This is a genomic window from Marinicella gelatinilytica, from assembly GCF_026410405.1.
Taxonomy (GTDB): domain Bacteria; phylum Pseudomonadota; class Gammaproteobacteria; order Xanthomonadales; family Marinicellaceae; genus Marinicella; species Marinicella gelatinilytica.
The window spans coordinates 239,555-253,908 of the sequence record NZ_JAPMLN010000001.1 but is presented as its reverse complement, the minus strand read 5'-3'; the positions used below and the strand labels follow the sequence as shown (position 1 = coordinate 253,908).

Here is a 14,354-nt window from a genome sequence, read left to right as displayed (position 1 = left end):
AAATTAACTTACTTAGTCGTAATAACTAAAAATTTCTAAGGGTGTTTGCTTGCCATTGATATAGTGGTCAATATGGTGCAACACAAGAGGGGAACGTAATTGTTCTTGACGAGCCGCCACCTCATCGCGGCTCAACCAAACGGCACGAAGAATACCGTCATCCAGAGTTTGATCGGGTATTAATTCAAGAGCAGTACCGGCAAAACAAGCCCGTAAATAATGGTTTCCTGATTCACTGGTCCATTGAGAAAATTCAACCAGATAATCGATTTCAACTTGCCAGGCGGTTTCTTCTAGTGTTTCACGGGCAGCGGCTTCAATCAGTGTTTCATCGGCTTCTAAATGTCCGGCCGGTTGATTTAGTTTGAGTTCACCGTGTACGTCTTCTTCGACCATTAAAAAGAGGCCATCACGTTCTACAATGGTGGCCACGGTAACGCGGGGTAACCAGGTTCTCATACTTTCGTACCCAGCCAACGCAATCCGATAAACATGCCCACTAAGCCTACTGCCAGGGCTATCCAGGGTGATAAACCAAAGCTGGCAGGAATAATGCCAATTAAAATAGCAAAGCCACCGGCATAAGTGGCATACGGGATTTGGGTGCGTACGTGCTCGATATGATCACAGCCGGAAGCCATGGAAGATAGAATGGTGGTGTCAGATATCGGCGAGCAGTGGTCACCCCATACAGCACCGGCCAGAACGCTGGCAATGGTGATGTGAATGATGTGTAAATATTCGGTATCCAATACCCCTTGGGCACCCATCACATTCCAGGTAATGGGGATAATTAAGGGAATCAAAATCCCCATCGTTCCCCAACTTGAACCAGTGGCAAAAGCGGTGAGGGCGGCTAATATATAGGTCAAAACCGGTAACCAGTAATAACTCAAGCTGTCTTGCAATAAAGACGAGATATACATGCTGGTTTGTAATTGTTCAGTGATGGCTGCCAATGACCAGGCCAGAACCAAAATCACAATCGCCTGTAGCATCGGCTTCATGCCCTCATACCAGGCTTCTACGGTGTCGTCCAAAGTTAAAATTCGTTGACTAACACTCATACCGACGGCCACTAAAGTGGCAGCGATACTGGCCCAGAGCATGGCTTTAAAGGCATTGGAATTACCAATGATGTCTTTCAGGCTTTGATTTTCTATGTTGCTATCGACACCGGTGACATACAAACCACCTAAAACCACTATAATCAAAACCCCAAAAGGAATTAATGCATTAATGGCACGGTGCGGCTTACCTTCAATCGGCTGAATGTCATCATCAGCCAGACCAATCCCTTCAGTGGTGTTGATAAAACCATCACGAGCCCGCTGCTCTGCACTTAGCATGGGGCCAAAATCACGGCCGGTGGCAGCAATTAATAGGGTTAAGCCGATGGCAAATATCGGATAAAAACTATACGGTATGGATTGTAAAAACATAATGTAAGCACCATCACCGGTATGACCAATGGATTTCAAGGCCTCATCGATTAATCCCACCTCAAAACCAACCCAGGTGGTGATAAAGGCAATACTGGCAATTGGTGCTGCCGTGGAATCCACCAGATAAGCCAGCTTTTCCCGAGAAATCTTCATTTTATCGGTAACCGGTCGCATGGTATTACCCACCACCAAAGAGTTGGCATAATCATCAAAGAAAATACTTAAACCCATGGCAATGGTAGCCAATGAGGCGCGTTTCACGGTATTCGCCCAGTTAACAATCAGATTAACCACACCCACCATACCGCCATTGCGTGAACTGATACCCACCAAACCACCAATCAATAGCGAAAAGATAATTACAGATGCATGGTCAGTATCGGCTAAGGCCGCCACCGTGTATTCTTCAACAACCACTAAGGGCGATGTCCATAGTGACTGCCAAGAAAAGTTACCGATGAGCCAAACCCCAAACATCAGACCGACAAACAACGCCGGTATCACCTGCCTGAACAATAAAGCCACGGCAATCGCCAATAATGGCGGCACCACGGACAGCCATGTGGCAGCATAGATAATGGTGGTTTCTGTTTCCTGTGCCTGTAAAACAGTCACAAAAAACAGGGCGATTAGGCCTGTTATGAATCGGATGGAAGGCATGTAGGTTTTCCCTTTTTTATCATAGAAATGGCGAATTTTAGCATCATCGCTGATTTAATTCAGCCAAACGCTCGGTGGTGCCCACATCCGTCCATTGTCCATGATAAATCTGACCACCGGCCAGTTGCTGGCGGATGGCTTGCTGGATTAAAGGCTTCAGTCTGAAGGCTTGATTAAGACGATTGCGCACAGGTTTAAAAAGAGCAGGGTTGTAGATACCGATGCCACTATAGGTGAAACTATCGTGCATCGAACCTGGACTTACCAATCTGTTTTTATTTAAGCTAAAATCACCCGCTGTATTGTGCTCTGGATTGGGTACCAAGACAACGTGAAGCAGGTCATTGTTTAATGCAAACGTAATGAACTGACGGTAATCAAAATCGGTAAAAACATCGGCGTTAATACTTAAAAACGGCTTATCACCCAATAGTTTGAGCGCTTTCAGCATGCCGCCGCCGGTTTCCAAAGCCTGCTGACGCTCATCAGAAATGCTGATTTTAAGACCCGTAGGTGTTTCGCTGTGAAGAAAATCTATGATGTGCTCACCCAGCCACGAAACATTAATCACAATGTCACGAAAGCCGGCTTTTTTCAGTGCCAGTAAATGATGCAAAAGTAATGGTTTTCCCTGCACCTCAACCAATGGTTTTGGAATCTCATCGGTAATGGGTTTAAGCCGCTGACCACGACCGGCCGCTAAAATAAAAGCTTTCATGCGTTGCTTTATTGAACTTTGATTTTGGGTTGCAGCTGTTCGAGCAATTGATTAAATTCATACAATTCAGGATACATTTCGGTCACATGTTTTAAATAATGTAAAGTTCTTGGAATATCATTGAGGTAATTTTTTTTACCATCGCGATAATTCAACCGACAAAAGATCCCAATGGTTTTTAAATGCCTTTGTGCTGTGGTCAGATGAAACCAATTCATAAATTCAGATAGGCTTATGGTGCTGTGATGAATTTTGTTGTACCGATTGAGAAAGTATTCACATAACTCAGTAACCAATTCATGCGGCCAGCTGATGTAACAATCTTTCAATAGAGACACCAAATCGTAACTAAAAGGGCCATGAACCGCATCCTGAAAATCAATTATTCCCGGATTGTTCTCTTCCGTAACCATTAGATTACGAGAATGGTAATCACGATGCACCATTACTTGCGGTTGTTCTAAAACATAACCCAATATCCATTGTCTGGTTTCTTTGAGAATTCGGTGTTGTTTATCATTTAATTCATGACCCAAGTGCTCAGCTATAAACCACTCATCGAACAAGCACATTTCTGTGGTTAATAACTCTTGTGAATACTTGGGTAAGGGCGTTGTTTGCGGGGTGGTTTGCAAACTCAGTAAACTGTCAATGGCTTGTTGGTATAAAGATTTGGCATTGTCCTCATTCAGCACATCCAAATACAAAGTTGAACCTAAATCACTGAGTAACAAAAAACCATTGTCTATATCCTGTGCAAAGATTTCAGGTACATGGACATGATGTCTGATCAACATTTGCTGAACTGTGATAAAAGGTCGACAGTCTTCCTGATCGGGTGGGGCATCCATCAAAATAAAACTTCTCTCATTGGATTTCACCCGGAAGTAACTTCTAAAACTGGCATCAGCTGACGCCGGTTCAATTGAAAAATTACGATGACCAAAATGATTGGCAAGCCAATGATGCCGTTCTGTTTGGCGATTGAATTTAGTGCGGTTAGTCAAGGCTGGCTAAGGTCTTTGGTTCTTTTCATGACACTATTGAGCACCAGGTTATGCTCAAAATAGACGACATAATCACCATATTCCCAACGACTGATGGGTGGATCGCCAACAGCTTCATGACGCATGGTTGGCTGGCCGAATTCCGCTTCCACCTGTTGCATGGTTTGTCCATGTTTCGGTAGAGGTTGATTAGGTTGCTGTTGCGTACGCTCGATAAGTAACACCTCTGCAGTGGCAGCAGTGAATATCAGGCATAAAAGCAACATGAATCCCACTTGTTTAATGTTCATTTTTTACTCCCAATTCTTAATTTAGTCATTAATATGAGGTCTTTATAATGACCTATAAATCCTATTTTACCAATAAGTTGAATCACATGTATCTTAAAAATAAACAATTTTGCGACTGTGAACCACTTGGCAGTTTCGCTACTTCCTTTATAATGCACGCCATGACAGTCGTTTTAAAACATGTTTTTCAAATCTATGTCTGGTTATTTGTTTATCCGGTGGCTTGGCTGTGGACTGCTCTAATTGCCATAATTGTTATTATTTTAACCTGGCTCGGGGCCGGTGCCTGGGCTGATAAATACGTGGCGCGACTGTGGGGACGGTTTATCCTGTGGATAACTCCGGTGCGGGTAAACATACATAATGCCGATGTCATTGATGCCTCACAATCTTATGTGATTGTTGCCAACCACCAAAGTACCTATGACATTTTAGCTTTGTATGGATATTTACCTATGGCCTTTAAATGGGTGATGAAAATTGAATTACGAAAAGTACCATTTATTGGATATACCTGTAATTTAATGGGCCATATATATGTGGATCGCAGTAACCGACGGGCAGCCAAACAAACCATGCAACAAGCCGGCGAAAAACTCACCGGCGGTACATCAGTGTTGTTTTTCCCGGAAGGCACCCGCAATAATGGCCATGAGCTGCTGCCTTTTAAAAAAGGTGCCTTTAAAATGGCACAATCACTGTCATTACCCATTCTGCCGGTAACCATCAAAGGCGCCGACAATGTGATGCCGGCTAAAAGTCTGCGAATTCTCCCGGGCACCATTGAGCTTTTTTTTCATGCACCGATTTCTCCGGAATCATTTAAGGAACAATCAACTGAATCACTGATTGAGCACGTCCGCGCGCAAATCAGTAAGGCTTTATAATTTTGTTGGATACATAAACATTCCGACGAGTTAGCTATGGCATTGATAAAGTGCGTAGTGAATTGAAGGGAACTTCTAAAAGCTCAAGCAGTAGTTGATTTATATTTAGTTCATGAATGGTACTTATCATTTATTTAAAGGTCAAACAAAGTGATATTGCCTGTTTTCTTTCAGTGATTATCTTCTTTTCAACCCTAAAAGGCTATGAAGTCCCAAGAACTTTCCCCACGTTTAGCGGTTGGCGAGCAACGCGAGTCAGAGCTATACGTGTAATAGACTAAAGACATGTCCGCCGTGGCCGCTTTCATTTTTGTTCACTAAATTAAATTACAAATATCAAAAGTGAATGAAGTCCCAAGGACATTCCATTATAATGTCTGACTATGAAAACACTTAAAAAAACGCTTGTTATCACTTTGATTGTGATTTTGTTGTCATTCATCATTACTTTGAGTGCTTTAAACCTGGATGCCAGTGAGCTTAATATGTATTTCTTCAAGCTCAATGCCAGTTTGGGTTTTATTGTTTTGATGACTTTGATTGCCGGTGTGGTCATTGGCAGTTTGATTTCTTGGTTACTTTGGCTGTGGCCGGCTAATCGAGAAAAACGTCATTGGCAGCGGCAGTACCATCAACTCAGACAGCAGACTGAGCAAAACGACAAGCCTAAAAGAGCCATTAACACACAAATTGAAGCAAAATGACCGGTGGTTTTATTTGGGTAATGATGGCTCTGTTGAGTGGTGTTTTAATGGGTATGTATTTGGCCTATGTGTTACGAAATCTCACCACACAAAAGAAATTTGAACAACTAAATCACCGCTATTTCAAAGGCTTAAATTATTTATTGAATGATGAGTCTGATAAAGCCATTGATGTCTTTATCCAACTGGCTGAAACCTCGCATGCCACCTTTGAGCCACAATTGGCACTTGGCAATTTATACCGTAAGAAGGGTGAGGTGGATAAAGCCATTAAATTACACCAGGCACTGATTGCTCAAGCACAGTTACCACAACGCTACCGAACACGCGCACTACTAGCCATTGGCAAGGATTATATGAGTGCCGGTTTGTTGGATCGTGCTGAAGTTTTGTTTGCGGAATTGGTTGAGCTTGAAGCCCATACCCCGGAAGCCCTAAAGTGGCTGATGGATATTTACCAACAAGAACAAGATTGGTTACAAGCCATTAAATCGGCTTCGCGTTTTCAAGCTGCCACCGGTCGTTCAATGCGTAAAACCATAGCTCACTTTCATTGTGAACTGGCTGACGTGTCGCGTTTAGCCAATGACGATGATAAGGCATTACAACACTTGGCTGCGGCTTTACGCGTTGATAAGGCGTCGGTTAGAGCCCACTTATCCATTGGTTTAATCCAACAGTCGAACAATAATCACCAAGCAGCGATTGACTCTTTTAAACAAGCCATTGAAGCCGATAACAGTTTTATACCGATTGTGTTAGAACCGATGGTTAATAGTTATCACGCCATTCAAGATGAAGCGGCTTTATCAGAATATCTAAAGTCATTAATTGATGATTATTCAGGGATTAGTCCGGTGTTGTCACTCACCCAAGAAATACATCAACTGTCCGGTGGTCAGGCTGCGCAAAATTTCTTACGTAATCATCTGAAAGATAAGCCATCTTTTAAGGGTCTGGATATGTTAATAAGGCTTGACGGTGATAATGATGATTCTGATTCAAAAAATCCTGATGATGCCATATTGAAACAACTGATTGATGGTTTACTTGCGAAGCAACCACGGTTGCGTTGTCGTAAGTGTGGTTTTGGTGCACAATCGGTGCACTGGCAGTGCCCGAGTTGTAAAAACTGGGGTGTGGTAAAACCCATTGATGATGTGGTTTAAATCCAACTGGCTTATTCTGCTGTTATGGGCCGGCGTGATATTTGTGTTGTTACGAGTTTACGTCAGTGGCCATCTGGTGCGTTTTTTAGACAGTGCTAACCACCGCAGTTTACATCATGGCCAGGTTTTAACCGGTGGTGGATTAATTATGTTTATACCGCTGACAGGGATTATGTTATGGCTGCAGCTTTATATACCGGCGATCTTATTACTGTGCTTAACTTTGCTCGGCGCCGTCGATGATGTTAAGCAACTGTCGGCACGTTTTAGGTTTTTAGTTCAAGTGGTGGTGACTGTTACCAGTCTTTGGCTTTTAGGGTTTGAGCTGTCTTTGTGGTGGTTGTTTTTATGCGTGGCTATGTTGTGGTGGCTCAATTTATTTAATTTTATGGATGGTGCCAACGGCTTAGTGGCGATGCACGCCATTGTGACTTTATTATGGCTTTTATTGATGCATGCCTTAACAGCTGATTACATCTTATTAATTGCCATGACGGTTGTTGCTTTGCTGGTTTATCTTTATTTTAATGTTGTTAAAAAAGCTTTATTTATGGGTGATTCTGGCAGTTTGCCGCTGGCTTTTGTGATTGCGTTAACTTCTTTAATCGCACTGAAAACAGACACTTTAACGGCTTTGCAAATCGCAGTTATGCATGCCGTACTCATTACCGATGGTACCTTGACTTTAGCAGTTCGTGCTTATCGCCGTGAGCGTTTAACTGAAGCCCATCGCAGCCATTTATATCAACGTTTAATCAGTAACAGTATTTCTCATTGGAAGATTAGTGTTGCTTATGCGACGGTCACAGCTGTCTGTTGTTTGGTGGTCTATATGATGACTGAGCTTTCATTAAAACAGCAAATGTTGTGGTTTGTGTCAGTTTATGCCATTTTAGCGGTTGTTTTTTTTCACAGTCGCTCAATCGGCAGGTAAAATAGCAGCATGATTAATCGAATGGTGCATTTGAGACTGGCTGTTATTACACATGATTTATTGATGGTGTGGTTGGCTTGGGTGGCCAGTTTTTATATCCGTTACAGTATTTGGCCGATGTCACCGACAGTGGAATTATGGTCATTGGAAATTGCTTTGGTGCTGCTGGTTCAGGGTTTGGTTAGCTTTTATTTTGATATGTACCGAGGTTTGTGGCGATTTGCCAGTGTCCCTGATTTGATGAATCTGCTTAAATCAGCGTTGGTAGGGACGTTAGCCATTGCCGGTTTGTTTTTCTTAATGAATCGATTAAGTGGAATGCCACGCAGTGTCATTGTTATGTATCCGATTTTATTGGTGCTGTTTTGGGGAGTGCCTCGCATCAGTTATCGCTTGTGGAAAGATAAATATTTTAATTTAAGTAGCGACAGTATACCGCGGGTGATATTGGTTGGCGCCGGCAATATTGCTGATTTATTTATCCGCAATGCAGTGACCAATCGCAGTTGTCACGTCATGAGCATTGTCGATGATGATGTGAAATACCAAGGCACCCAATTACGCGGTATTAAAATCCAGCGTGGCGTTGAGCGACTGCCAGATTTAGTTGCGCAATATGATGTGGATTTGGTGGTCATTACCAAACAAAATCCGGATGCAAATTTAATTCGAACTGTGGTGGATGCTTTGGCCGATGGTGATTGTCAAATCCGTATTGCCCCGGATCCTGATGATTACGACAGTAACTTAGCCAACGTCAATGATTTGCAACCCATTACAGTGGAAGATTTATTAGGCCGCGAAAAAGTAGAGCTGGATTGGCAAAAAGTGGCTCAGTTTGTGCGTAACAAGTCCGTCATGGTCACCGGTGGTGGTGGTTCAATTGGTGCTGAATTGTGTCGCCAATTAACCCGTTTTGGGGTGAGTCAATTAACCATTGTTGATCATTCTGAATATAATTTATATGCGATTGATAATGAATTAGCCGGCGGTCCAACTTTGATTCGTTCTCATTTAGGTGACATCACCAACCAAGCGCAGTTGTTCTATCTATTTAAAGAAGTTAAACCTGATGTGGTATTCCATGCAGCTGCTTATAAGCATGTACCGTTATTGGAAAACCACCTCTGCGAAGCCTATTTGAATAATGTCATAGGTACCCGCATTGTTGCAGACTGCTGTGACCAATTCAACGTGTCTAAAATGGTGTTGATTTCAACGGATAAAGCGGTCAATCCGCATAGCGTTATGGGTGCCACCAAACGGTTATCTGAGAAATATTGTCAATACCTCAACACCATCAGTAAAACAGATTATGTGACAGTGCGCTTTGGCAATGTTTTGGGATCAGCGGGATCCGTGGTGCCTTTATTTAAAAAACAAATTGAACAGGGTGGACCGGTCACTGTAACAGATGCCCGTATGGAGCGTTACTTCATGACCATTGAGGAGGCTTGTCAATTAATTTTACAAGGCTTAGTCGTTGACCATGATGATGGCATTTTGGTACTTGATATGGGGCATCCCATCAAAATAAAATCTTTAGCCAAACGCATGATCGCGTTAACCGGTCAGTCTCGAAAAATACAAATTGAATATACCGGTTTACGTCAAGGTGAAAAGTTATTTGAAGAATTGCATTATGCCAATGAAGAACTGACAGCCACTGAAGTTGACAAAATCAATTTGGCTAAACACAATAGCATTCCAACTGCACAGTTAATAAAACAGATTGAGCAGGGCAGAACAGCGGCGGTTAATTATCAACATCGAGATTTGAAGGTGTTGTTACAGAAAATGATCAAGGAATTTAAAGGAAATCAACTCAATGTCATCACATCAGGACAACAATCATCCGGCAAAAATAACTAAGGCTGTCTTTCCGGTGGGCGGTTTAGGTACACGCTTCTTACCGGCCACAAAGTCAATGCCCAAGGAATTGATGCCGATTATTGACAAACCATTGATTCAATATGCCGTGGAAGAAGCTTTGGCGGTGGGTATCGAAACTTTAATATTTGTCACCAGTGCCAGTAAACACGCGATTTTTGATCATTTTGATCCGATGCCTTCATTGAAAATGCGTTTTGAGCAACAGGGTCGAATGGATTTAGTGGAGAAGGTCAATATCTTATCACCGGACATAAAAACAGTTTATATTCCGCAAGGTGAACCACTCGGTTTAGGTCATGCCGTGTTGCAAGCCCAAAGTTTAATTGGCGTGAATGAAATGTTTACAGTGTTATTGGCCGATGATTTTATTGAAGCCCCTCAAAACCCGTTATTGGCATTAATTGAATGTGCCCGTGTGACCGGTCAAACCACGCTCAGCGTCGAGCAAGTGCCCGCAGAGAGAATCAGTAGCTATGGCATTGTTTCACCCAAGCAATGGCATCAGGGAACAGCAGAAATCGATGCCATTGTTGAAAAACCACACAAAGATGAGGCGCCTTCAGACTTTGGTGTTATAGGACGTTATGTTTTGCCCGCTCGTATTTTTGAGGTGCTCAAAGCCACACCTGCTGATGGTAAAGGTGAAATTCAATTAACCGATGCCATTAAAACCTTACTTCAACAGGAAGGTGTGCATGCGGTGCAATTGGATGGGCAACGTTTTGATTGTGGACACCATGAAGGTTTTGTTATGGCGAATTTACACGTCGCCATGAAAGATCCTCAATTACGCACTAAAATCAGCAACTATCTAAATGATCAGGGCTAAAAGCCTGTGGCAATAATTCGCTGACCTGGAAAGTCGTTAATCCATCGCCTTGGGTTAACAGATGTATCTTGGTGTTGTGATCACTGTGTTCTGCTATCACTTGTCGACAAGCGCCACAGGGTGGGCAGGGGTTGTGTTTTTTAGCAATTACAACAATATCCTGTATGGCTTGACCACCCCCTAATATCATGGCAGTAACAGCCGCCTGTTCGGCGCAACAGCCAATTGGATAAGCTGAATTTTCGACGTTACAACCGGCATGTAATTGACCATTGTTATCTAAAATAGCCGCACCCACTTGAAAGTTGGAGTACGGCGCATAAGCCTTTTCCATGGCTTTCTTTGCAGTATCAATGAGCCGTTTTAAATCAGGCATCAGGTAAGTAATAAATGGCGGGTAAGTGACGTAATCGCTCTTCCAAATCCATGCCATAACCAAAGATATAATGGTCATCAATATGTAATGCCGAATATTCAGGCTGATAATTAGCATAGCCACGGTCATGTTTTTTGAACACCAAAACCACTGATTTAACAGAGGCCGCACCCTTACGTAAACACCAATCATGAGCTGCTTTCAAAGTATGACCTTGGTCATAAATATCGTCACATAAAATAACGTGCTTATTTTGCAAGTGTATTTCAGGTTGGTATTTCCACACCAGTTGACCGCCTGTGGTACTTTTACCGTATCGTGATAATTGCAGGTAATCCATTTCCATATCGATATTCAGACGTAAGCTGAGTTCTGATGCAAATATCATGCCACCATTCATAATGGTTAAAAATGCCACTTCTTTATCGGCATAATCTTGATTAATTTGATGGGCAATTTGGGCTGTGGAAGCGTCGATTTTATTTTTATCCACTAAAATTTTAGCGCTTTCAGGTAATATTTTTTGATACATATTAAATTTAATTGGTTTTTAAGACTGTGGTTTTGTTAGAATCATTCGTTTTTATACCAAAGAGACGCCATGATGTTAAAAAAATATACGCTCATTGTTCTGTTCATGTTGATGAATTTTATGGCGGTTGCCAGCAGTATGCAAGGACAACCCGCGCCGGTGTTTAATTTAAAGGATCAAAATGGAGAAGCACACCAATTGGCTGATTATGATGGTCAATGGTTGGTGCTGTATTTTTATCCGAAAGATGGCACTTCAGGTTGTACTGTCGAAGCCAATGAGTTTAAAGATAATTATCAACAACTGAAAGCCATGAACACTGAGGTTTTAGGTATTTCATTGGATGATGCTGAGTCACATCGTCAATTTATTGCAGCACATAATTTACCTTTTAACTTATTGGTGGACAGCGATAAAGTGATGTCGCGTGCTTATGGTGTTGATGGTGGTGCCGCTTTTTTTAGTTACGCCAAACGCCAAACCTTTATCGTCAACCCCGAAGGCATGATTGCCAGACATTTTGAAGAAGTGGATCCAAACACACATGTTAGTGAAGTATTAGCCGCTTTAGATGAGTTGCAAACCGAAGAAAATAACGCTGAAGAAGTTTCAAATAATGATTCGCAAAACCATGAACAGCAACAACCAGTCATCACAGAGGAAATCGATGCCGGCGTAGTCTATGGTGATTCATGGCAAATAGGTGATGCCCAAGTGGTTGATGTGGCCAATGCGTTAAGCAACCCTGAAGATTACACACAAGACAAACATTATTTTAAAGGTGAAATCACCCAGGTTTGTCAAAAAATGGGTTGTTGGATGATGCTTAAGTCCGGTGAACAATTTGTGCGTGTTGATTTTAAAAACCACAGCTTTTTGATTCCTAAAGACAGTCGCGGACAAGCACATGTACATGGACAATTAACAGTGGTTGAACACAGCCCCGAAAAAATAGCTCACTTTAAAGCAGAGGGCGCAGGCGAGATGCCGGCAAAAAGCCATGAGTTAATTGCAGATTCAGTCCTGCTACTCAATTAATTTAAGTTTAACCCGAGTTATTTCGGGTTTTTTATTCACTGAGGTGACTGTACCTAAAACATAACCTCGAACTCTCATAGGATATTAATATGCTCGGCGTATTGGGAATTTTATTGTCTTTAGCGTTATTGATGTATTTAGCTTACCGTGGCATTAGCGTTATTATTTTAGCACCGGTATTGGCCATGCTGGCAGTGGTTTTAGCCGGTGAGGGAACCCAGCTTTTAGGTATATACACCCAAGTCTTTATGGTACAGCTAGGTGGTTTCGCCATAAAATATTTTCCGATATTTTTGTTAGGTGCCATATTTGGTAAATTAATGGAGGATTCCGGTTCAGCCAAAGCCATCGCCCAAACATTTATCAATAAAATGGGACAGCACCATTCGGTGTTTGCCATTGTCGCTTCTTGTGGTTTGTTAACCTATGGCGGTGTTTCTGTGTTTGTGGTAGCTTTTGCTGTTTATCCTTTGGCGGCCGCTTTATTTAAAGAAGCAGATATGCCCAAGCGCTTTATTCCAGCCGCCATTGCATTGGGTGCTTTTACATTTAGTATGACGGCTTTACCGGGCACCTCACAAATACATAACATTATTCCCACCAGTTATTTCGGTACGGATATGTATGCTGCACCGATTGTCGGATTGGTGGCCGGATTTACCATTATGTTTACCGGTATCTGGTGGATAAAACGGCGGGTCGAAAAATTTAAAGCCGAAGGCTATGGTTCTCACCATAAAATGGAGCCCGTGATTGATCACGAATTAGAAAAAAGTCTGCCCAATATTTGGATCGCTTTGGTGCCTGTGGTGATTGTGGTGGCATCGAACTTTGTTCTACAAAAGTATGTCATCCCCGGCTGGAACACCGATTATCTCAACACCGCTAAATTTGGCTTCATTAATCCCGATAAATTGGTGTCTATCTGGTCCATGATTATGGCGTTGATTATGGCTGTTTTGGCGGTTATTGCGCTTAACTGGAATCGTATCCGCAATGTCAACACCAGTATGACCAAAGGCGCCATTGGTTCGATGTTACCGACCTTTAACACCGCTTCTGAAGTGGGTTATGGTGCCACCATTGCTTCTTTAGCGGCATTTACTTTGGTGAAAGAGGCGGTGATTAATATATCTCCCAACAATCCCCTGATTTCAGAGGTGGTGGCGGTGAATGTATTGGCCGGTATTACCGGTTCAGCATCGGGTGGCCTGACCATTGCCCTAGAAGCTTTGGGCAGCACCTATGCTGAGATGGCGGTTCAGTTTGGTATTAATCCCGAATGGATGCATCGTTTGGCTTCGATGGCCTCCGGTGGTTTTGACTCTTTACCGCATAACGGTGCGGTGATCACCTTGTTGACCATTTGTGGGTTGACGCATAAAACCTCCTATAAAGACATTGCCATGGTTTCTTTGGCGATACCGGTATCGATAACTGCTTTAACAGTTGCGGTATTAAGTGTGTTTTTTGTATGAAGACAGCAATTACCTACAGGCATAAAAAAAGCGGACATGACGTCCGCTTTTTTATTGCGTAATGAGTTAGAAATTACAACGCAACAATATTTTCAGCCTGTGGGCCTTTTTGACCTTGGGTGACGTTGAATTCAACTTGTTGGCCTTCTTTCAAAGTTCGAAAGCCGTCGTTGTCATTGCTAATTGCACTGTAATGTGCAAACACATCTGATCCGGAAGCTTGTTGAATAAAACCAAAACCTTTTGACTCGTCAAACCACTTGACGGTACCTGTTACTTTTTCTGACATAAATTTACTCTATATATATTAAAATTAAAAATACTCGATATTCGACGGATTTTCACCCACTGGTCAATGTTTTGAAGATAAAGCTTTGAATAGGAAATGTAATCA

General features: G+C 42.4%; 16 protein-coding genes. 8 read left to right on the top strand and 8 right to left on the bottom strand.

Going from position 1 to position 14,354, the window contains the following annotated elements:
• Positions 1 to 12: 12 nt before the first annotated feature.
• The 5 genes from OS173_RS00980 to OS173_RS00960 are packed head-to-tail and all read right to left on the bottom strand — an operon-like array spanning position 13 to position 4,120.
• A complete protein-coding gene (locus OS173_RS00980; protein WP_267182407.1) occupies positions 13 to 459 on the bottom strand; it encodes an NUDIX hydrolase in 447 nt (148 codons plus the stop codon).
• Positions 456 to 2,105, bottom strand: a complete 1,650-nt coding sequence (locus OS173_RS00975; protein ID WP_267182406.1) for a Na+/H+ antiporter NhaC family protein — start codon at positions 2,103 to 2,105, stop codon at positions 456 to 458. Before OS173_RS00975 ends, OS173_RS00980 begins: the two co-directional genes overlap by 4 nt.
• 43 nt (positions 2,106 to 2,148) lie before the next feature.
• Positions 2,149 to 2,823: an N-acetylmuramate alpha-1-phosphate uridylyltransferase MurU gene (gene murU, locus OS173_RS00970; protein WP_267182405.1), complete on the bottom strand. Its 675-nt coding sequence runs from the start codon at positions 2,821 to 2,823 to the stop codon at positions 2,149 to 2,151.
• An 8-nt stretch (positions 2,824 to 2,831) separates the two neighbouring features.
• Entirely contained in the window at positions 2,832 to 3,830 is a 999-nt protein-coding gene (locus OS173_RS00965; protein ID WP_267182404.1) for an aminoglycoside phosphotransferase family protein, read from the bottom strand.
• Entirely contained in the window at positions 3,827 to 4,120 is a 294-nt protein-coding gene (locus tag OS173_RS00960; protein WP_267182403.1) for a hypothetical protein, read from the bottom strand. The genes OS173_RS00965 and OS173_RS00960 overlap by 4 nt, the downstream gene beginning before the upstream one ends.
• Before the next feature lie 161 nt (positions 4,121 to 4,281).
• Between OS173_RS00960 and OS173_RS00955 the strand changes: the two genes are divergently transcribed.
• The 6 genes from OS173_RS00955 (at position 4,282) to OS173_RS00930 (ending at position 10,536) form a co-directional block, all read left to right on the top strand.
• Positions 4,282 to 5,007, top strand: coding sequence for a lysophospholipid acyltransferase family protein (locus OS173_RS00955; RefSeq protein ID WP_267182402.1), 726 nt, complete (start codon positions 4,282 to 4,284; stop codon positions 5,005 to 5,007).
• Between the two features lie 383 nt (positions 5,008 to 5,390).
• Complete coding sequence (locus OS173_RS00950; RefSeq protein ID WP_267182401.1) at positions 5,391 to 5,711, top strand: lipopolysaccharide assembly protein LapA domain-containing protein; 321 nt, start codon at positions 5,391 to 5,393, stop codon at positions 5,709 to 5,711.
• A 20-nt stretch (positions 5,712 to 5,731) separates the two neighbouring features.
• Positions 5,732 to 6,880, top strand: a complete 1,149-nt coding sequence (lapB, locus tag OS173_RS00945) for a lipopolysaccharide assembly protein LapB (RefSeq protein WP_267182400.1) — start codon at positions 5,732 to 5,734, stop codon at positions 6,878 to 6,880.
• Positions 6,867 to 7,814, top strand: a complete 948-nt coding sequence (locus tag OS173_RS00940) for an MraY family glycosyltransferase (RefSeq protein WP_267182399.1) — start codon at positions 6,867 to 6,869, stop codon at positions 7,812 to 7,814. Before lapB ends, OS173_RS00940 begins: the two co-directional genes overlap by 14 nt.
• Positions 7,815 to 7,823: 9 nt before the next feature.
• The gene (locus tag OS173_RS00935) at positions 7,824 to 9,686 is read left to right on the top strand and encodes a polysaccharide biosynthesis protein (protein WP_267182398.1); all 1,863 of its coding nucleotides are present in this window, start codon (positions 7,824 to 7,826) and stop codon (positions 9,684 to 9,686) included.
• Positions 9,643 to 10,536 carry a UTP--glucose-1-phosphate uridylyltransferase gene (locus tag OS173_RS00930; RefSeq protein WP_267182397.1) on the top strand — a complete coding sequence of 298 codons (894 nt, stop codon included), beginning with the start codon at positions 9,643 to 9,645 and terminating at the stop codon, positions 10,534 to 10,536. Before OS173_RS00935 ends, OS173_RS00930 begins: the two co-directional genes overlap by 44 nt.
• On the opposite strand, the gene cdd is transcribed toward OS173_RS00930, so the two are convergent.
• A complete protein-coding gene (gene cdd / locus OS173_RS00925) occupies positions 10,508 to 10,912 on the bottom strand; it encodes a cytidine deaminase (protein ID WP_267182396.1) in 405 nt (134 codons plus the stop codon). The two genes, OS173_RS00930 and cdd, sit on opposite strands and share 29 nt — an antisense overlap.
• Positions 10,905 to 11,444: a hypoxanthine-guanine phosphoribosyltransferase gene (locus tag OS173_RS00920; RefSeq protein ID WP_267182395.1), complete on the bottom strand. Its 540-nt coding sequence runs from the start codon at positions 11,442 to 11,444 to the stop codon at positions 10,905 to 10,907. Before OS173_RS00920 ends, cdd begins: the two co-directional genes overlap by 8 nt.
• Before the next feature lie 69 nt (positions 11,445 to 11,513).
• Between OS173_RS00920 and OS173_RS00915 the strand changes: the two genes are divergently transcribed.
• Both OS173_RS00915 and OS173_RS00910 read left to right on the top strand, forming a co-directional pair.
• Positions 11,514 to 12,482 (top strand): DUF4920 domain-containing protein, encoded by a 969-nt coding sequence (locus OS173_RS00915; RefSeq protein ID WP_267182394.1) that lies wholly within the window; start codon positions 11,514 to 11,516, stop codon positions 12,480 to 12,482.
• A gap of 89 nt (positions 12,483 to 12,571) precedes the next feature.
• Positions 12,572 to 13,960 carry a GntP family permease gene (locus OS173_RS00910; protein ID WP_267182393.1) on the top strand — a complete coding sequence of 463 codons (1,389 nt, stop codon included), beginning with the start codon at positions 12,572 to 12,574 and terminating at the stop codon, positions 13,958 to 13,960.
• 73 nt (positions 13,961 to 14,033) lie between these two features.
• Here OS173_RS00910 and OS173_RS00905 read toward each other — a convergent pair whose 3' ends face one another.
• Positions 14,034 to 14,249 (bottom strand): cold-shock protein, encoded by a 216-nt coding sequence (locus tag OS173_RS00905; RefSeq protein ID WP_267182392.1) that lies wholly within the window; start codon positions 14,247 to 14,249, stop codon positions 14,034 to 14,036.
• Positions 14,250 to 14,354: the final 105 nt, after the last annotated feature.

Excerpts from the sequence above, each read along its gene's own strand:
- OS173_RS00980 (WP_267182407.1), bottom strand. The coding sequence starts at position 459 with ATGAGAACCTGGTTACCCCGCGTTACCGTGGCCACCATTGTAGAACGT.
- OS173_RS00975 (WP_267182406.1), bottom strand. The coding sequence starts at position 2,105 with ATGCCTTCCATCCGATTCATAACAGGCCTAATCGCCCTGTTTTTTGTG.
- murU (WP_267182405.1), bottom strand. The coding sequence starts at position 2,823 with ATGAAAGCTTTTATTTTAGCGGCCGGTCGTGGTCAGCGGCTTAAACCC.
- OS173_RS00960 (WP_267182403.1), bottom strand. The coding sequence starts at position 4,120 with ATGAACATTAAACAAGTGGGATTCATGTTGCTTTTATGCCTGATATTC.
- OS173_RS00955 (WP_267182402.1), top strand. The coding sequence starts at position 4,282 with ATGACAGTCGTTTTAAAACATGTTTTTCAAATCTATGTCTGGTTATTT.
- OS173_RS00950 (WP_267182401.1), top strand. The coding sequence starts at position 5,391 with ATGAAAACACTTAAAAAAACGCTTGTTATCACTTTGATTGTGATTTTG.
- lapB (WP_267182400.1), top strand. The coding sequence starts at position 5,732 with ATGATGGCTCTGTTGAGTGGTGTTTTAATGGGTATGTATTTGGCCTAT.
- OS173_RS00940 (WP_267182399.1), top strand. The coding sequence starts at position 6,867 with ATGATGTGGTTTAAATCCAACTGGCTTATTCTGCTGTTATGGGCCGGC.
- OS173_RS00935 (WP_267182398.1), top strand. The coding sequence starts at position 7,824 with ATGATTAATCGAATGGTGCATTTGAGACTGGCTGTTATTACACATGAT.
- OS173_RS00930 (WP_267182397.1), top strand. The coding sequence starts at position 9,643 with ATGTCATCACATCAGGACAACAATCATCCGGCAAAAATAACTAAGGCT.
- cdd (WP_267182396.1), bottom strand. The coding sequence starts at position 10,912 with ATGCCTGATTTAAAACGGCTCATTGATACTGCAAAGAAAGCCATGGAA.
- OS173_RS00920 (WP_267182395.1), bottom strand. The coding sequence starts at position 11,444 with ATGTATCAAAAAATATTACCTGAAAGCGCTAAAATTTTAGTGGATAAA.
- OS173_RS00915 (WP_267182394.1), top strand. The coding sequence starts at position 11,514 with ATGATGTTAAAAAAATATACGCTCATTGTTCTGTTCATGTTGATGAAT.
- OS173_RS00910 (WP_267182393.1), top strand. The coding sequence starts at position 12,572 with ATGCTCGGCGTATTGGGAATTTTATTGTCTTTAGCGTTATTGATGTAT.
- OS173_RS00905 (WP_267182392.1), bottom strand. The coding sequence starts at position 14,249 with ATGTCAGAAAAAGTAACAGGTACCGTCAAGTGGTTTGACGAGTCAAAA.